12 protein-coding genes and 1 pseudogene are annotated in these 16026 nt (G+C 60.0%); 9 read left to right on the top strand and 4 right to left on the bottom strand.

Annotation, left to right across the window (positions count from 1 at the left end; genetic code table 11):
- Nucleotides 1-6: 6 nt before the first annotated feature.
- The 4 genes from C1711_RS02130 to C1711_RS02115 all read left to right on the top strand — a co-directional run bounded on the left by C1711_RS02130 (nt 7) and on the right by C1711_RS02115 (nt 3767).
- Entirely contained in the window at nt 7-1068 is a 1062-nt protein-coding gene (locus C1711_RS02130) for an ABC transporter ATP-binding protein (RefSeq protein WP_102337579.1), read from the top strand.
- Nucleotides 1065-2054 carry an ABC transporter ATP-binding protein gene (locus C1711_RS02125; RefSeq protein WP_102337578.1) on the top strand — a complete coding sequence of 330 codons (990 nt, stop codon included), beginning with the start codon at nt 1065-1067 and terminating at the stop codon, nt 2052-2054. The genes C1711_RS02130 and C1711_RS02125 overlap by 4 nt, the downstream gene beginning before the upstream one ends.
- A gap of 119 nt (nt 2055-2173) precedes the next feature.
- Nucleotides 2174-2968, top strand: coding sequence for a tetratricopeptide repeat protein (locus C1711_RS02120; protein ID WP_102337577.1), 795 nt, complete (start codon nt 2174-2176; stop codon nt 2966-2968).
- A gap of 10 nt (nt 2969-2978) precedes the next feature.
- Complete coding sequence (locus C1711_RS02115; RefSeq protein ID WP_159060023.1) at nt 2979-3767, top strand: tetratricopeptide repeat protein; 789 nt, start codon at nt 2979-2981, stop codon at nt 3765-3767.
- A gap of 297 nt (nt 3768-4064) precedes the next feature.
- Here the strand turns inward: C1711_RS02115 and C1711_RS02110 are convergent, their stop codons facing one another.
- On the bottom strand, nt 4065-4481 hold the full coding sequence (locus C1711_RS02110; RefSeq protein WP_234346179.1) for a type II toxin-antitoxin system VapC family toxin: 417 nt from the start codon (nt 4479-4481) through the stop codon (nt 4065-4067).
- Nucleotides 4482-4507: 26 nt separating this feature from the next.
- A complete protein-coding gene (locus C1711_RS02105) occupies nt 4508-4822 on the bottom strand; it encodes a type II toxin-antitoxin system RelB/DinJ family antitoxin (protein ID WP_102337574.1) in 315 nt (104 codons plus the stop codon).
- A gap of 218 nt (nt 4823-5040) precedes the next feature.
- Here C1711_RS02105 and C1711_RS02100 point away from each other — a divergent pair, with 218 nt between their 5' ends.
- From C1711_RS02100 to C1711_RS02090, 3 genes are all read left to right on the top strand, one after another.
- Nucleotides 5041-7755: a valine--tRNA ligase gene (locus tag C1711_RS02100; RefSeq protein WP_102337573.1), complete on the top strand. Its 2715-nt coding sequence runs from the start codon at nt 5041-5043 to the stop codon at nt 7753-7755.
- Between the two features lie 81 nt (nt 7756-7836).
- Entirely contained in the window at nt 7837-8670 is an 834-nt protein-coding gene (locus C1711_RS02095; protein WP_234346178.1) for a formate/nitrite transporter family protein, read from the top strand.
- A gap of 27 nt (nt 8671-8697) precedes the next feature.
- Nucleotides 8698-10032: a bifunctional folylpolyglutamate synthase/dihydrofolate synthase gene (locus C1711_RS02090; protein ID WP_102338528.1), complete on the top strand. Its 1335-nt coding sequence runs from the start codon at nt 8698-8700 to the stop codon at nt 10030-10032.
- 77 nt (nt 10033-10109) lie between these two features.
- Here C1711_RS02090 and C1711_RS02085 read toward each other — a convergent pair whose 3' ends face one another.
- A complete protein-coding gene (locus tag C1711_RS02085) occupies nt 10110-10508 on the bottom strand; it encodes a DUF1667 domain-containing protein (protein WP_102337572.1) in 399 nt (132 codons plus the stop codon).
- A 5-nt stretch (nt 10509-10513) separates the two neighbouring features.
- Nucleotides 10514-13294: an FAD-dependent oxidoreductase gene (locus tag C1711_RS07945; RefSeq protein ID WP_324761436.1), complete on the bottom strand. Its 2781-nt coding sequence runs from the start codon at nt 13292-13294 to the stop codon at nt 10514-10516.
- Between the two features lie 206 nt (nt 13295-13500).
- On the opposite strand from C1711_RS07945, the pseudogene C1711_RS02070 reads away from it, so the two are divergent.
- Nucleotides 13501-13917, top strand: a pseudogene (locus C1711_RS02070) (double zinc ribbon domain-containing protein); the annotation flags it as partial.
- A gap of 159 nt (nt 13918-14076) precedes the next feature.
- Nucleotides 14077-15837: a threonine--tRNA ligase gene (gene thrS / locus C1711_RS02065; protein ID WP_102337571.1), complete on the top strand. Its 1761-nt coding sequence runs from the start codon at nt 14077-14079 to the stop codon at nt 15835-15837.
- The last annotated feature ends 189 nt before the right edge of the window (nt 15838-16026 follow it).

The following is a 16026-nucleotide window of genomic DNA, read 5'->3' as shown; positions in this document are numbered from 1 at the left end:
GGTTATATGAGCGAGAACACCGCGCCCGTTCCCGAGGTGGACGTCGAGAGCACCCCGCTGCTCAAAGTGCGCGGTCTCACCACTGCGTTCAAATCCAGCGGCGCGATGACCAACATCATCGAGGGCATCGACTTCAACCTGTATCCGCATGAGACGCTCGCGATCGTGGGCGAGTCCGGCTGCGGCAAGTCCGTCACCAGCCTATCGATCATGCGCCTTATTCAGTCGCCCGGAAAGATCGTGGGCGGCTCTGTGGAGCTTGAGGGCACCGACCTGCTGCAGCTTTCCGAAGAGGAGATGCGCGGTGTGCGTGGCAACAAGGTCTCGATGATCTTCCAGGAGCCCATGACGAGTCTGAATCCCGTCTTCACCGTGGGTAGCCAGGTCATGGAGTCCTTCCAGATTCACCAGCACCTCTCCAAGCCCGAGGCGCGCGAGAAGACCATCGAGATGCTCCGCCTCGTGGGCATCCCCGCGCCCGAGACGGTTTTCAAAGAGTACCCGCACGAGCTTTCCGGCGGTCTGCGCCAACGCGTCATGATCGCCATGGCGCTCGCCTGCCGTCCGCGCGTGCTGATCGCCGACGAGCCCACCACGGCGCTCGACGTGACCATCCAAGCCCAGATTCTGCGTTTGCTGCGCGAGCTGATGGACGAGACGGGCACCGCTACGATTCTCATCACCCACGACCTGGGCGTCGTGGCGCAGATCGCGACCTATGTCATGGTCATGTACGCGGGCCAGGCCGTGGAGTACGGCTCGGTGCGCCAGATCATCGAGGATCCGCTGCATCCGTACACGCTCGGCCTGCTGCAATGCCTTCCGCGCCTGCACGAGAAGACCGACCGTCTCTTTACCATCCCCGGTGCCGTTCCCAGCCCCGATTCCTATCCCGCAGGCTGCCGCTTCTGTCCGCGCTGCAACCGCGCCTGCGAGCGCTGCCGGGACGAGCGTCCGCCGCTCATGGAGCTGCCCGACGGCCGCCGCGTGCGCTGCTGGCTGTATGCCGACGCGGAGGGCGCCGTCGATGTCTCAACCGCCGCGCCGAAAGGAGGCGAATCCGCATGACGTCATTGCTGAGCGTGAAGAACCTCAAGGTCTACTACCCCGTGAAGGCCGCCAATCGCCTGAGCAGCCGTGTGTCGTGGCTCAAGGCGGTCGACGACGTGAGTCTCGAGGTCGCCGAGAACGAGACCGTGGGTATCGTGGGCGAGTCCGGCTGCGGCAAGTCGACGCTGGGTAAAGCCGTCGTCGGTCTGATCAAACCCACCGAGGGAAGCATCGAGTTCGACGGCCGTTCCTATGCCGAGATGTCCACCAAGGAACGTGCCCGCAACATCCAGATCATCTTCCAGGACCCGTATTCCTCCCTCGATCCCCGCATGACGGTGGGGGAGTCCATCGAGGAGCCACTCGCGGTCATCGAGGGGATGTCGCGCGCAGAGCGCCGCCGTCGCGGCCTTGAGCTCATGGAGGAGGTCGGTCTGCGTCCCGACCAGTACAACCGCTATCCACATGAGTTCTCCGGTGGTCAGCGCCAGCGCATCGGCATCGCCCGCGCCCTGGCGACCAACCCCAAGATCGTCGTGTGCGACGAGGCCGTTTCGGCCCTCGACGTGTCCATCCAGGCTCAGATCCTCAACCTGATCGACGATCTGCAGCGCCGTCACCACCTGTCCTTTGTGTTCATCTCGCACAACCTGAGCGTGGTGGAGCATATCTGCGACAAGGTGGCCGTGATGTACCTCGGCCACATCGTCGAGTATGGCGACGTCGAGTCGATTTTCGAAAACCCGCAGCATCCGTATACCAAGGCGCTGCTCGAGGCGATTCCGCAGATCAAATTTGACGACGTGGAGCCCGTGCGCGGCTTGGAGGGCGATGTCCCGAGCGCCCTCGACCCGCCCTCGGGTTGCTGTTTCCACACGCGCTGCCCCTTTGCGACCGAGTGTTGCTCGGCGGCGCGTCCCCAGACGGTCCAGGTCGGCCCCTCGCACTGGTGCGCCTGCCATCTGGTTACCGGCGATGCTGCCGGCGAGGGCACCCCTGTATAAGGGCCCTCTTGTCGTGCATTTAGCACGCTCCGTCCGCGTCGCCGTGCGGATGGACCCCCTTTGGGAACGATGCGCCTCACCCGGGGCGCTGCTCCATCGAAGAAGAAAGGAAACAACCCATGATCGAGAGAACGCTTAACCGCTCCTATGAGGTCTCCGACCCCAACCCCAGCACGTACACGCCCGACGAGGAGCTCGCCGCGATTGAGGCCAAGCTCGCCGAGGACCCCGACAACGCGCAGCTCTGGATGGAGAAGGGCCTCGCCCTCGCCGGCGCCGAGCTCTATCGCGAGTCCGAGGAGTGCTACGCCCATGCGATCTCCCTCGAGCCCTTCAACGGCATCCTCTACCGCCATATGGCGCACCGCATGCTGTCCCAGTGGCGTTTCGAGGACGCCCGCGCGGGCTTCACCATCGCCTCGCGCCTGATTCCCGACAACTGGGATGTGTGGTACCACCTCGGCCTGTCCCACTTCCTGCTGCGCGACTACGAGAAGGCGGCTCAGGCCTATCAGCGCTGCCTCGAGCTCTCTCGTGAGGTCGACGACTTCATCGCCGTCTGCGACTGGTATTACATGACCGAGCGCCGTCTGGGCAACGACGAGAAGGCGCTTGCGCTGCTCGCCAACGTTCCCGATGAGGGCTATGAGGGCGAGAACCTCGACTACTTCGAGCGCACCCGCATGTACAAGGGCATTCTCAAGCCCGAGGATGTCTTCCCGGAGGACTTTCGCACGCTCGACGCCATCGACATCATCACCCGCGGCTTCGGCGTGTCGAACTACTATCGCATGAACGGCGATGTCGAGAAGGCTGACGCTATCGTCGACGCCATCATCGAGGCCGGCGATGAACGCGAGTGCTACTTCGCCTTCGGTTACCTTGCCGCCATGGTTGACAAGAGCGAACGATAAGGAGCATCACATGTTTGGAACCCCCAAGGACCACCAGGTCGCCGATCCGCAGCGCACCGAGACCGAGCGTTCTGAGGAAACCGTTCGTTTGGCAGCCGCTGTTGCCGACAATCCGCGCAACGCTGACCTGTGGCTCGATTATGGTTTGGCGCTTTCCCGCGACTCCTTGATGCGCGAGGCCGTCGAGGCGTACTCGCGCGCCATCGCCCTCGATCCCTTCCGCGGCATCCTGTACCGTCATCGCGGTCACCGTCATCTGAGCTGCTGGGAGTTTCCCGAGGCTGCCGCTGACTTCGAGGTCGCCGCACGCATCATTCCGGACAACTGGGATGTGTGGTACCACCTCGGCCTGTCCTACTATCTGCTGCGTGAGTACGACCTTGCCCAGGCCGCCTACAAGCGCTGCCTCGAGCTGACCGATATGACCGATATCGAGGCGTTCCCCGCGGTGATCGACTGGTCGTGGCGTACAGCACGCCGTCGCGGTGACGAGGCCTATGCCGCCGAGCTGCTCGCGATGCTGCCCGCCGATTTCGAGGTCGGCACCGACGAGTGCGGATATGCGCTCAACTGCGCCGTCTATCAGGGTCGTGCGACGGTGGACGATGTGCTTGTGATGTGCGCGGACAAAGATCCTCTGAATGCCGCCACCAACAGCTACGCCATGGCGAATTACCTGCGCGAGACCGGTGAGGAAGCGCGTGGTGTGGAAGAGCTCGGCAAGCTCATGGAGAGCCTCGACGCCGAGGGCTGGTGCACCTTCGGTTATCTGGCGGCCATGGTTGACCTTAAGGGCTAATACGAGGGGTGGACCGGTTTGCCGGCAGCCAGCTTGGATATCGAATTGTTTGAGCCTTCAGGGCAAATTGCCTTTGCGGGCGGTGGACACAGGGTTCACCGCCCGTTTTGTTTGATATGAGGGGAAGTCCTTACCTCAGCAACGAATGCCGCTTTTGTTCACATGCAACCATATCCAGGTAATCCTCACAGGTAAGCGTGGGTACGGAGAAGTACTGATATTTCCCAATCAAGTGATCGATTATCGTGCTCTCCAATTCATCGTCGACCATCTGTGAAAGGTGCTCAGCAGCCGCCCTTACCATCGGTTTTCTGACTCGACGATATCGAGATACTCTTCGCAGGTGATTGCCCGTATCGTTGAACGCTTGAATGCTTCCGAATCGCGAGTGAGGATGAAATCGACATCATTGAGTTCTGCGGCAGCGCGTACCATGCCGTCTTCAAAATCGGGCTCATTAGATTCTGCAGCGATGATGCATTCCTCGGGCCCGAAGGGAAGGACGACCAATAGAGCCAAAAGGCTCTTGACGGCTTCGCGCGCCCATGATTCTCCGTAGTTTTTTCTGAGCACATAATATGCATCATTGAGGGATGAAGGGGATGCGATTCCCATATCACCACCACCATTGCAGCATTGAAGTGCTCGACATGCCGCTTCGGAGTGCTCGCGGGTGGCATCAGCGGCGTCGATCAACGTGTTGGTGTCAAACAAAATGCGGTGTTTCCTTTGCTTTACCATTATAAAAGCGCCTCGTATTCTTTGAGCTTTTCGTTCGCGAGGTATTCTTTAAGTTCGCTATTGGTCATTTCCGGCACGCCGCTTTCCGTGTTTTGAACTTGCATTTGTTCACGGATCAGCATGAACTGCTCGAATGCATCTGTTGTTTCGGTATCGGATTCCACGGAAAACCGGGGAACACTTTTTGTCTGAGCAATATACGTCCAAAGATCGTTTATAACCTCACCTACGGTAAGTCCGGCAGCGAGAATGTAGGCTCCCGCCCGATCCTTCACATCGGAATCGACGCGTCCTGAAACGATTGCCGTACTCATACTTGCCCCTTTCTGTATACGCGTATACACTATACACCATGGCGAGCCCTTGTGCCAGGTGCCGATAGCGCAAAGGAGGTTTCGGCGTCTGTCCGCCTTCCCGTTTTCGCATGCCGTGTGAGGGTTATTCGAGCGCGGGGTTCTCGCTGGTTCGTGTGCTATTCTGTTGAGCCATACGACTTGATTCTTTGGTCTGAAAAGCTGAGGAAGGATATCCCATGGCAGAAGAGATGCCCAAGAACTACAATCCTGCGGTCAATGAACCTGCGATGATTCAGAAATGGCTCGATGGGGGTTACTATCGCCGTCGTCCCGGCGTGGGTGACTGCACGGTTACCATTCCGCCGCCCAATGTCACGGGCATCCTGCACATGGGCCACGCCACCGACGATTCCATTCAGGATGCCATCGTTCGTATGGCGCGCATGCGTGGCCGCTCCACGCGTTGGATTCTCGGAACTGACCATGCGGGCATCGCCACACAGACCAAGGTCGATAAGAAACTCAAGAGCGAGGGCATTTCGCGCCTTGAAATCGGCCGCGAGAAGTTCCTTGACGCTTGTTGGGACTGGACGCATGAATACGGCGGCACCATCGTCGAGCAGATTAAGCGCATGGGCTGCTCCATCGACTTCGATGGTGAGCGCTTCACCATGGATGATGATTACGCCGAGGCCGTTCGCAAGGTCTTTTGCGATTGGTATCACGACGGTTTGATTTACCGCGGCAAGCGCATCGTCAACTGGTGTCCCGACTGCACCACCGCTATTTCGGATGACGAGGCTGAGTACAAGGATGAGGCCGGCCATCTGTGGCATTTGCGTTATCCGCTCACCGAGCCCGTGAACGGCCAAGAGTACATTGTCGTTGCAACTACGCGTCCCGAAACTATGCTCGGCGACACCGGTGTTGCCGTGAGTCCCAAGGACCCTGAGAAGGCAGCCTTTGTGGGTAAGACCGTTCGCCTGCCCATTGTCGATCGCGAGATTCCCATTTTTGAGGATTGGCACGTCGACGCCGGTTTTGGCTCGGGTTTCGTCAAGGTCACGCCCGCGCACGACCCCAACGACTACGCCATGGGCCAAGCCCACGACCTGCCGCAGATCAACATCTTCGACGAGCACGCGGTTGTTGTCGAGGGGTATGGCGAATTCAGCGGAATGACGCGCGACGAGTGCCGTGAGGCTGTTGTCGCGTGGTTCGAGGAGCATGATCTACTCGATCACGTAGAGGATCACGACCATTCCGTCATGCACTGCTACCGCTGCGATCAGACGCTCGAGCCGTGGCTCTCCGAGCAGTGGTTCGTGGCCGTCGACAAGCTCAAGGGCCCTGCGCTTGATGCCGTGAAGGACGGTCGCGTGACGTTCCATCCGGCTCGTTGGACCGATACGTACACCACGTGGATGGAAAACCTCAAGGACTGGTGCATCTCTCGTCAGCTGTGGTGGGGTCACCGCATCCCCGTGTTCTACTGCGAGGATTGCGGCTGGGAAGACGCCTGCATGGAGGACGTCGACGTATGCCCCAAGTGCGGCGGTCGCCATGTGCATCAGGACGAGAACGTGCTTGACACGTGGTTCTCGAGCCAGCTGTGGACCTTTGCCACGCAGGGCTGGCCGCAGCACCCCGAGCAGCTCGAGGGTCATCATCCCACGACCGCGCTGGTCACCGCGCGAGACATCATCGCGCTCTGGGTTGCCCGCATGGTCATGAGCTCGCTGTACTTCCTGGATGAGATTCCCTTCCATGACGTGGTGATTTACCCTACGATTCTCGCCAAAGACGGCAGCCGTATGTCCAAGTCCAAGGGCAACGGTGTGAACCCCATGGACCTCATCGACATGTATGGCGCCGATGCCATGCGCTTCAACCTGTACACGCTGTGCACCAACAACCAAGACGTCAAATTTGACGCCGATATCGACAAGAAGACCCACGAGCTAAAAGGCTCCCCGCGCACCGACCAGGCCCGCGCGTTCGTGACCAAGATCTGGAACGCCAGCCGTTTCCTGCTCATGAACATGGAAGGCTACACCCCTGGCGAGCCGATTGCCGAGACCGCTGCAGATGCGTGGATGTTCAGCCGCCTTGCCAAGGCCGTCCGTATGGTGACCGAGGGCATCGAGCAGTATTCCTTTGGTGACACTGCCCGTGGCGTGCAGAACTTCTTCTGGAACGAGGTGTGCGACTGGTACATCGAGGTCACCAAGACGCGTCTCAAGGACGATGATGCCCGCCTGCAGGCTCAGCGCAACTTGATCTTCGTGCTCGACACCTCGCTGCGCATTATGCATCCGCTCATGCCGTTCGTGACCGAGGCGATTTGGGACCAGATGCCTGCAAGCTGGCTCGATGTGAACGAGGCGGGGGAGTGCAATCGTGCCGAGGCACTTATCGTTGCCGCATGGCCGGAGCCCGAGGCGTTCGAGCGCTATGTTGATGAGCCTGCCGAGCGCTCCTTCGAGCTGGCGCGTGCTGTGGTGGGCAATGTCCGTTCCACGCGCGCTCGTTATCGCCTGAGCCCCAAAGAGCCGCTTGCCGTAGTTGTGAAGGCCGCGAATGCCGAGGTCGCCGACGCGATCGAGGGCATGTCCGCCTTCATCTGCGGTTTGGCGAACATCAGCGAGCTCGCCGTGTGCGGGTTTGAGGGCTTTGATAAGCCGGCCCAGTCGATCGCGTTTGCCGGCTCTGATTTCGACTCCTTCGTGGTCGTGGGCGATTTGGTTGACTTTGACGCCGAAAAGGCGCGCCTGCAAAAGGAACTCGCTGCGGCTGAGAAGGAGCTTGCTTCCGCGCAGAAGACCCTGTCGAACGCGGGCTTTGTTGCAAAGGCCGCACCTGAGGTCGTCGCCAAGAAGCGCGATCGCGCAGCGGAACTTACCGATACCATTGCCGCAATCAAGGCGCAGCTTGCCGACTTCGGGGCGTAGTAGTATCGAATTGTTCGGGTAAGGTCCGGCTGGGTGTTTTACCTGGCCGGACACGTTATTTTTCGGTGAGGGGAAGTCGTCATGTCGGGTATGCAACAACATAATGAGTGCGCGTCGGCTGTCATGCGCCCCCCCGCCGAGAACCTCACGGCGGTTGAGAACGCGATGGCGGCGAAGGCGAACATGCCTTTGGTGCGCGCATTTGCGCTCGCCGTGCTCGCTGGCGTGTTCGTTGCCACGGGCGGATCGTTCATGATTGCCGTGCGTTCCGACGCTACGCTCGGCTCCACTGCTTCAGCGATCATAGGCGGTCTGGCATTTTGCTTTGGCTTGTTTGCCGTTATGGCGGCGGGTGCGGAGCTGTTCACGGGCAATAGCCTCATGGCGATCGGCGTGTTGCGCGGTCGATTCAGCATGGGACGCATGCTCAAGATGTGGGCCGTCGTGTATGCGGGAAATCTCGTGGGTTCGCTGCTCATGGTGGCGCTGATTTATTGTTCCGGATGTCTCGGTCTGTTCGGCGGCGCCTTTGCACAGACGGCATACAACGTGGCGGTGGGCAAAGCGAGTCTTGCCCCGCTTGAGGCCTTCGTGCGCGGTATCTTGTGCAACTATCTCGTGTGTTTGGCCGTTTGGATTGGTAGCGCCGGAAAGACGACGTGCGATAAACTTGCGGCCACCATCTTGCCTGTGACCGCGTTCGTGGTGCTTGGCTGCGAGCACTCGGTTGCCAACCTGTTCTTCTTACCGCTCGGTTTGGCCATTCAAGGTTTGTTCGGCGCTGTGGCTCCTGCCACGGGCCTCGCCGCTTTGTGCCAGGGGGTGCTTGTCAACATCGTTATCGTGACACTCGGTAACGTCGTGGGTGGCGTGGCCTTCGGCACGACGTATTGGGTCGCGTTTGGACGCGAATAATCGAAGGAGCCTTTCGTGTCAAAACGTATGCAGACATATGCTGTGCCCTTTGAGGTGCGGGAACTTGGCTATGAAGAGGCGCTCGCCGTTGCATTTGATACCGGAAAGATATTCGGTACGGGAACGGCGCTGCTTGAGACGGTCGTGGCGTTGCTCGACGAGCTCGAGCGTCCCGACGAGCATGTGGACTGCATTCAGGTTGCGGGCACCAATGGCAAGACGTCCACGGCGCGCTTTACCGCGGCCATTTTGTCGGGCGAGGGGCTGAAGACGGGCTTGTACACATCGCCCCAACTCGTGCACTTTGAAGAGCGCATCGAGATTGCGGGTTCTCCTGTCTCGAGTGAGGTTTTTGCCCACGGAGTGTCAGTTGCCGTGGAGGCTGGACGCCGCGTTAACGAAAAACGTGTTCAAGCGGGGAGGGAGCCGTATGGCATCTCTCCGTTCGACCTGCTGACCGTCGGCGCCTTTGTATTGTTTGCCGAGGCACGCGTCGATGTGGCGGTGCTCGAAGTTGGCTTGGGCGGACGTTGGGATGCGACGAGCGCAGCCGACCCCCTCGCCGTCGCCATTACTGGCATCGGTCTCGACCATATGCATATCTTGGGAAACACGCTCTCCGAAATCGCAGGCGAGAAGGCGGCTGTTATCAAACCGGGTCGAGCGGTGGTGCTCGGCGAGGGCGTGCATGAGCCGAGCGTATGGCGCGTAATGCAAGAGCGCTGCGCGGCATGCGATGTCGATCCTGTAGTGGTGTCCCACACGACGCTCAAGGAGCCGGCGTTTTTGGGCGATACCGTTGAGTTCAAGACTACAACGACCCACGCTACCTACCATGCGTCTCTGCATAAGCCGAGCTATCAGCCGCAAAATGCCGCATGTGCAATCGCTTTGGCCGAGGCGTATCTGGGTCGGAAACTTGATGACACCGTACTTTCGGAGAGCCTCGATGCCTGTCCGACACCTGGTCGTTTTGATGTGTTGCGCGTCGATCCGTTGGTGCTTATCGATGCGTGTCACAATCCGCAGAGCTGTGAGAACTTCGTGTTCGCCCTTGATGAGATTGAACCATGTGTGGAGACCCGTCCCACGCTGCTTGTCGCTGCGCTTTCCGACAAGGACGTAAGCGGTATCGTAGATGTGCTTGTTTCCGCGTTTCCGCGTGTGGTGGTAACTGCCACATCGAGCGAGCGCGCGCTTCCGGCTGACGAGCTTGTCGGGCTCATTCAGCCGAAGGACAAAATCGTCGCAACATACGCCACGGTTGAAGAGGCCGTGCATGTGCTTACCGCAGCGGGCACACCGTTTGTGGCGGCGGGTACCATCACCCTCGCCGGCGAGGTTGCAGGGCTGTTCCGCTAAACTTGCTGGTGGTTTTGGCGGGAGCTTCAGCCTTTTGTGCAGCTTTCAACAAATGAGTCGCGTGCGTTCTTGCGAACTCAGCGCACGCTGAGGCTAGCGACGACATCCGTCCCGGTATCCAGGATATTGGAAATCACGACGTCACCCATGGAAACGGGCGCTTGGACGGTGGTATGTTGGAGCAGCTCCATCGCTTGTGCGTGCAAGTCGAGAGGAATTGCCTCGGCGGTCCGCACGGGCAGCAGGCGCTCATCTGCATCGTGCAAAATCACGGTTGTCGTGAGGACGCGCATGGGGCGGGTTATCTCCTGATGGGCAAAGGCGGCTCCCCGGGGGCAGCGATTGCCGCTCACCTCGCGCACGCCCACCTCGACGCCCATGGAGTCAAGCTCCACCTCCACGGTGAGCAGGCACTCTGAGGGGCAGGTGGTGCAGTGGATCTGCCTGATCTCAATGGTGTTCGTATCCGTGCCCATGTGTGTTACCCCTCAATCGGCTCAATGGAAAGCGTGATGGTGCCTTGGGCGGCGTCGATCATTTTGGCGGTAAGCGGTGCCGCCTCCATGATGCTCGGCTTGAACGCACGCGGTTTGCCCTCGAACAGCACACGGTCGCCCGAGAGGATGCGCAGGCGTGCATGGTCAAGCGGTTTGCGCACGCGGAAGTAGAGCTTGGTGGAGGCGGGATGCGTGATGCGCGAGGGCATGACGTATCCGGCAAATCCTGCAGGCTCGACGGTGATGTCGCAGGTAACGGTGGCATCTGCGCCCTCAAAACCCATCTCGCATGCATATGCAGCAGCTGCGCGGCCCGCTCGCTCCGCTTCGTCGGTGACATTATCTGCCAGGTCATGCACGTGCAGCACGTTGCCGCACGAGAAGATCCCCGGGACGTTCGTCTGCAGGTCTTGATCGACCGCGGCACCGCGTGTGCGCGGGTTGAGCTCAACGCCCGCTGCGGTGGCGAGCTCGTTTTCGGGGATGAGACCCACGGAGAGCAGCAGGGCGTCGCAGGGGATGACCCGCTCGGTTCCGGGAATCGGGGAGAGCGAATCGTCTACCTGGGAGACCTCGACCGCCTCCACGCGCTCGCGCCCGATGACGCGCGTGACCGTGGTGGAAAGATGCAGGGGGATGCCAAAGTCGTCCAGGCAGTTTTTGATGTTGCGGTGCAAACCGTTGGCATAGGGCATGAGTTCGTAGACGCCTTCGACCTCAATGCCCTCGAGTGCACAGCGGCGTGCCATAATGAGGCCGATGTCACCCGAGCCCAAAATGACCACGCGCCGTGCGGGTTTGAGGTTTTCGATGTTGATGTAACGCTGCGCCAGGCCCGCGGTAAACACGCCCGCCGGCCTGCTGCCGGGGATTTTGATTTCGGAGCGCGTGCGCTCGCGGCATCCCATGGCGAGAACGACCGAGCGGCAGGAAAGTTTTATCATGCCTTCGCTCGACATGACGGTGACGGTATGGTGGCCGGTCGGCTTGCCAGACACGTCTGCATCATCGGAGTCGATGCCGAGTACCATGCTGTTGAGCATGACATCGATATTTTCGGCTTCCACCAGATCGATGAAACGCTGCGCATATTCAGGGCCGGTAAGCTCTTCGTTGAAATGTTTGAGGCCAAAGCCGGGATGGATGCACTGGCGCAGGATGCCGCCTAAGCGCTCGTTACGCTCGATGAGGGCGACTCGTGCACCCGCCTCATGTGCAGAGAGTGCGGCTGCCATGCCCGCCGGGCCGCCGCCTATGACAACGACGTCGGTATTGGTTTGGGCTGCTGGGACATGGCGCTCATCAAGTGGGCGGGCTGCAGTTGAGGTATCGCCCTTGAGCGCTCCCTCGACGATCCAGGATCCGGAATCTTCGAGTAAGACTTCTTCGGGCTTGCAATCCAATTCGCGCGCGAGGATGTCCACCACGCGACTCTGGCAAAAGCCACTTTGGCAACGACCCATGCCCGCACGGCAGCGTCGTTTGACGCCCTCAACCGAAACGGCACCCGGCTCTCGATGAATCGCGGCGACGATTTCGGCCTCGGGGACCGTTTCGCAGCGGCAGACGATGCGACCCCATGCGGGATCTTGGGCAATGAGTTCTTGCTTGCGCGCAAGGGGGGCGACATCGAAGTCGTCGGGTGCGATTCGGCGCGGGTTCCAATCGGAGCGGGGGACGAGGGGCACGCCGGCGTCTCTCATAACATGCTCCATGCTCTCCGCGACTGCGGGCGCGCTCGCAACGCCGGGGGATTGGATGCCCGCAGCGTGGAAAAGGCCTTCGACCTGTGTTGACGCTCCGATGTAGAAGTCGTTCAGACCCTCGATGACGGCTCGCCCACCGCCAAAGGCGCGCACCACACGTCGCGTATCCAAGCTGGGGACGAGCTTGCGAGCGCCCGTGAGCAACGCTTCGATATCGGCGGCGTACGTATCGGTGTCACCAGGCTCGCGCAGAGCCGCGGTGGCGGTGATGACGGTGTTGTTGTGGACGGTGCCGGTAACGATCACGCCCTTGGAAATGGGCGTGGGAACCGGGTAGAGCGGCATGAGTGCGCGCGGCTCTTTGTCGAGGACGACGATGTTTCCCTGGCGCCACTTGAGTTTGAATTCCTCGCCACCTGTCATACGGGAGATGTCGGCCGCGCCCGCGCCCGCCGCATTGACGAGAAAACGGGAGCGCACCGTTCCCGCGGTTGTGGAAAGCTCAAAATCGCCGTTTTCGGTGTGTTCGATGGATTCGACCGCCGCGCTGCGCAGGAAGGTCACACCGTTTGCCACGGCGTTTTCTGCCGCCGTGATGGCGACCTCGAAAGAATCGACATATCCGGTGGATGGGCACCACAGTGCACAGGTCGCCTCTTCGCTGGCACGCGGTTCAAGTTCGTGGATGCGTTCGGGCGTGATAATCGAAAGCTCCGGTACGCCATTTGCAATGCCGTTGGCTTTCAGATGCTCGAGTCTCGCACGGTCCTCTTCGCTAAATCCCAGCACCATCGATCCGGTGCGTCGGAACGAAAAGCCAAGCTCATCCGACCATGTGCCGTATAGGGAACATCCGCGTGCGTTAACCGAGGCTTTCACGGTGCCCGGCGCGGGGTCATAGCCTGCATGTACCAAGCCGCCATTCGCCTTGGAGGCGCCCAACGCAATGTCATTTCCCGCTTCGACAACGCATATCTTGAGTTCGAACTGTGCCAGGTGTCGCGCGATTGCGCACCCTGTGATACCGGCTCCGACAATGGCGACATCAAAACGTTCCATGTTCGTGCTCCCGTCCGCGATGGTCGCGTGCTTACAGGCTCCTCTGTATATCCTACTCGTTTTTAGGTCTTCCGTTTTCGAGGGTTTCTCGTGGCGCTCGCGTGCGACCTGCGTGTTGTGGGGCGCATGCCCGTATGTGCGGGTATACAATGCTGAACGTAAATGACCAGTTTGCGTTCTCGCAGCCCGCTGAAAGGTTAATCAGCATGTCGAAGTACATCTCCGAGCTTATGTCTCCGCAGCTTATGATGGTGGTTTACGCCTTCATTGCTTTTGTGGTCGCACTTTACGTGCTCTCCGTCGTCTATGTGTTCATCGACGCGAAGCGTCGCGGTGTCAGGCAGTTCTGGGCTTGGGGTCTCGTTGCCCTCATTCCCTTCGTCGGTCTCATTGCCTACGTGGTGCTTCGTCCCAATTCCTATCTCTCCGATCGTGAAGAGCAGGAGCTCGACGTTGCCCTGCGTGAGCGCCAGCTTGCGCAGTATGGCACTTGCCCCAACTGCGGTACCCCCATCGAGAAGGATTTCATCGTGTGCCCCGTGTGCAACACGCAGGTTCGCAATGTGTGCCCCACCTGCAAGAAGCCGCTCGATGCGCNAAACGACGTCCCCGTGTATGTCCGGGGCCCGCTTGGCGCGCCGACTTGCCCCCGCCGCATCAACGCTGGCGGGTGCCTTTGTTTGTACCGTGGGTCGTCGATTGCAGGACTAACTCGGTAGATAAACGAGTACACTGTTTCAAGTTCAAATGCGTGAACGCAGCTCTCGAGGAAGGTTTTGAATATGAAGGCACTGTATAACGACGGGTCGGTGGCTGAGGTCGAGGGCGCTGAGGCCCTGCACGTCATTCGCCACTCCGCCGCTCATATCATGGCTCAGGCCATCAAGCGTTTGTATCCAGGTGCGGATTTTGCCTATGGTCCTGCTACGGACAATGGTTTTTACTACGACGTCGATCTGGGAGACGCGCAGCTCGGTGAGGAGGACCTGCCCGCCATTGAGGCCGAGATGAAGAAGATCGTCAAGGAGAACCTCAAGTTCCAGACCTTCGAGCTTCCGCGCGCCGAGGCCATCGCCCTTATGGAGGAGCGCGGCGAGAAGTACAAGGTCGAGCACATCGGCGACCTGCCTGAGGATGCGCGCATCACCTTCTTCCAGCAGGGCGATTACATCGACATGTGTGTGGGCCCGCATCTCACCTATACCAAGGCGCTCAAGGCGTTCAAGCTCACGGGTGTTTCCGGCGCTTATTGGAAAGCCGACGCCAGCAACAAGATGCTTACCCGCGTGAATGGTACGGCGTTTGCCACCAAGGATGAGCTCGAGCATCATCTCAAGATGATTGAAGAGGCTAAGCTGCGCGACCATCGCAAGATCGGTCGCGAGATGGACCTCTTCATGATGCGCGACGAGGCCCCGGGTTTCCCGTTCTTCCTGCCCAACGGCATGATTCTCAAGAACACGCTGCTCGAGTACTGGCGCGAGATCCATCACAAGGCCGGTTACGTCGAGATTTCCACGCCGCAGATCATGAACCGCCAGCTGTGGGAGACCTCCGGCCACTGGGATCACTACAAGGACAACATGTACTCCACGACCATCGACGACGAGGAGTATTGCATCAAGCCCATGAACTGCCCCGGCGGCGTGCTCGTCTACGCTTCCAAGCCGCACAGCTATCGTGAGCTGCCCATTCGTGCGGGCGAAATTGGCCTGGTGCACCGTCACGAGATGCGCGGTGCCCTGCACGGCCTGTTCCGTGTGCGCTGCTTCAACCAGGACGATGCCCACTTGTTCGTGACGCCTGAGCAGCTTACCGACGAGATCGTGGGCGTGGTCAAGCTCATCGACTCCGTGTACCAGAAGTTCGGCTTCAAGTACCACGTCGAGCTTTCCACGCGCCCCGAGGACTCTATGGGTTCCGACGAGGACTGGGCTGCCGCTGAGGATGGTCTCAAGACCGCGCTTTCGCAGCTGGGTATGGATTACGAGCTCAACGAGGGCGACGGCGCCTTCTACGGTCCTAAGATCGACTTCCACCTGGAGGACTCGCTCGGACGCACGTGGCAGTGCGGTACCGTGCAGCTGGACTTCCAGATGCCGCAGAATTTCGACCTGCACTACGTCGACGCTAACGGCGAGCAGCGCCGTCCCATCATGCTGCATCGCGTGTGCTTCGGCTCCATCGAGCGCTTCATCGGCATTCTGATCGAGCATTACGCCGGCAAGTTCCCTGTGTGGCTCGCGCCGATGCAGGTCAAGGTCCTGCCCGTTTCTGAGAAGAGCCGCGACTATGCGCACCAGGTTACCGAGCAGCTCGAGGCTGCTGGCGTTCGTGCCGTTTGCGATGACCGTGACGAGAAGATCGGCAAGAAGATTCGCGACGCTCGCAGCATCGACCGCGTGCCGTACATGCTCATTTTGGGTGAGCAGGAGGCTGAGGCCGGCAACATCTCCGTGCGCGACCGCTCCAACGAAACGGTGCCGATGGCCATCGATGAGTTTATCGCCAGGGTCACAGAGGAGATTCGCACGCGTGCGTAACGGCGGCTGTGTGGAAGATAGCTAAACGAGCGAGCGGGGCACCTGGTTGCCCCGCTGCTGTTTGGATACGTGGCGCATACGGTGCATGGTATGGGGCGGACGTGTTCTTTTTTGCAGGTGAAAGGTGGTTTTGATGGTGTTGTCTCGGCATGAGCTCGAAGCTCGGTATGCGGAAGCAGTTGGCGCCAC

The organism is Collinsella provencensis, assembly GCF_900199705.1.
Lineage (GTDB): Bacteria > Actinomycetota > Coriobacteriia > Coriobacteriales > Coriobacteriaceae > Collinsella > Collinsella provencensis.
Note: the sequence above shows the minus strand (reverse complement) of the source record. Positions and strands in the feature narration are given on the sequence as shown.

Excerpts from the sequence above, each read along its gene's own strand:
- C1711_RS02130 (WP_102337579.1), top strand. The coding sequence starts at position 7 with ATGAGCGAGAACACCGCGCCCGTTCCCGAGGTGGACGTCGAGAGCACC.
- C1711_RS02125 (WP_102337578.1), top strand. The coding sequence starts at position 1,065 with ATGACGTCATTGCTGAGCGTGAAGAACCTCAAGGTCTACTACCCCGTG.
- C1711_RS02120 (WP_102337577.1), top strand. The coding sequence starts at position 2,174 with ATGATCGAGAGAACGCTTAACCGCTCCTATGAGGTCTCCGACCCCAAC.
- C1711_RS02115 (WP_159060023.1), top strand. The coding sequence starts at position 2,979 with ATGTTTGGAACCCCCAAGGACCACCAGGTCGCCGATCCGCAGCGCACC.
- C1711_RS02105 (WP_102337574.1), bottom strand. The coding sequence starts at position 4,822 with ATGAGTACGGCAATCGTTTCAGGACGCGTCGATTCCGATGTGAAGGAT.
- C1711_RS02100 (WP_102337573.1), top strand. The coding sequence starts at position 5,041 with ATGGCAGAAGAGATGCCCAAGAACTACAATCCTGCGGTCAATGAACCT.
- C1711_RS02095 (WP_234346178.1), top strand. The coding sequence starts at position 7,837 with ATGTCGGGTATGCAACAACATAATGAGTGCGCGTCGGCTGTCATGCGC.
- C1711_RS02090 (WP_102338528.1), top strand. The coding sequence starts at position 8,698 with ATGCAGACATATGCTGTGCCCTTTGAGGTGCGGGAACTTGGCTATGAA.
- C1711_RS02085 (WP_102337572.1), bottom strand. The coding sequence starts at position 10,508 with ATGGGCACGGATACGAACACCATTGAGATCAGGCAGATCCACTGCACC.
- C1711_RS07945 (WP_324761436.1), bottom strand. The coding sequence starts at position 13,294 with ATGGAACGTTTTGATGTCGCCATTGTCGGAGCCGGTATCACAGGGTGC.
- thrS (WP_102337571.1), top strand. The coding sequence starts at position 14,077 with ATGAAGGCACTGTATAACGACGGGTCGGTGGCTGAGGTCGAGGGCGCT.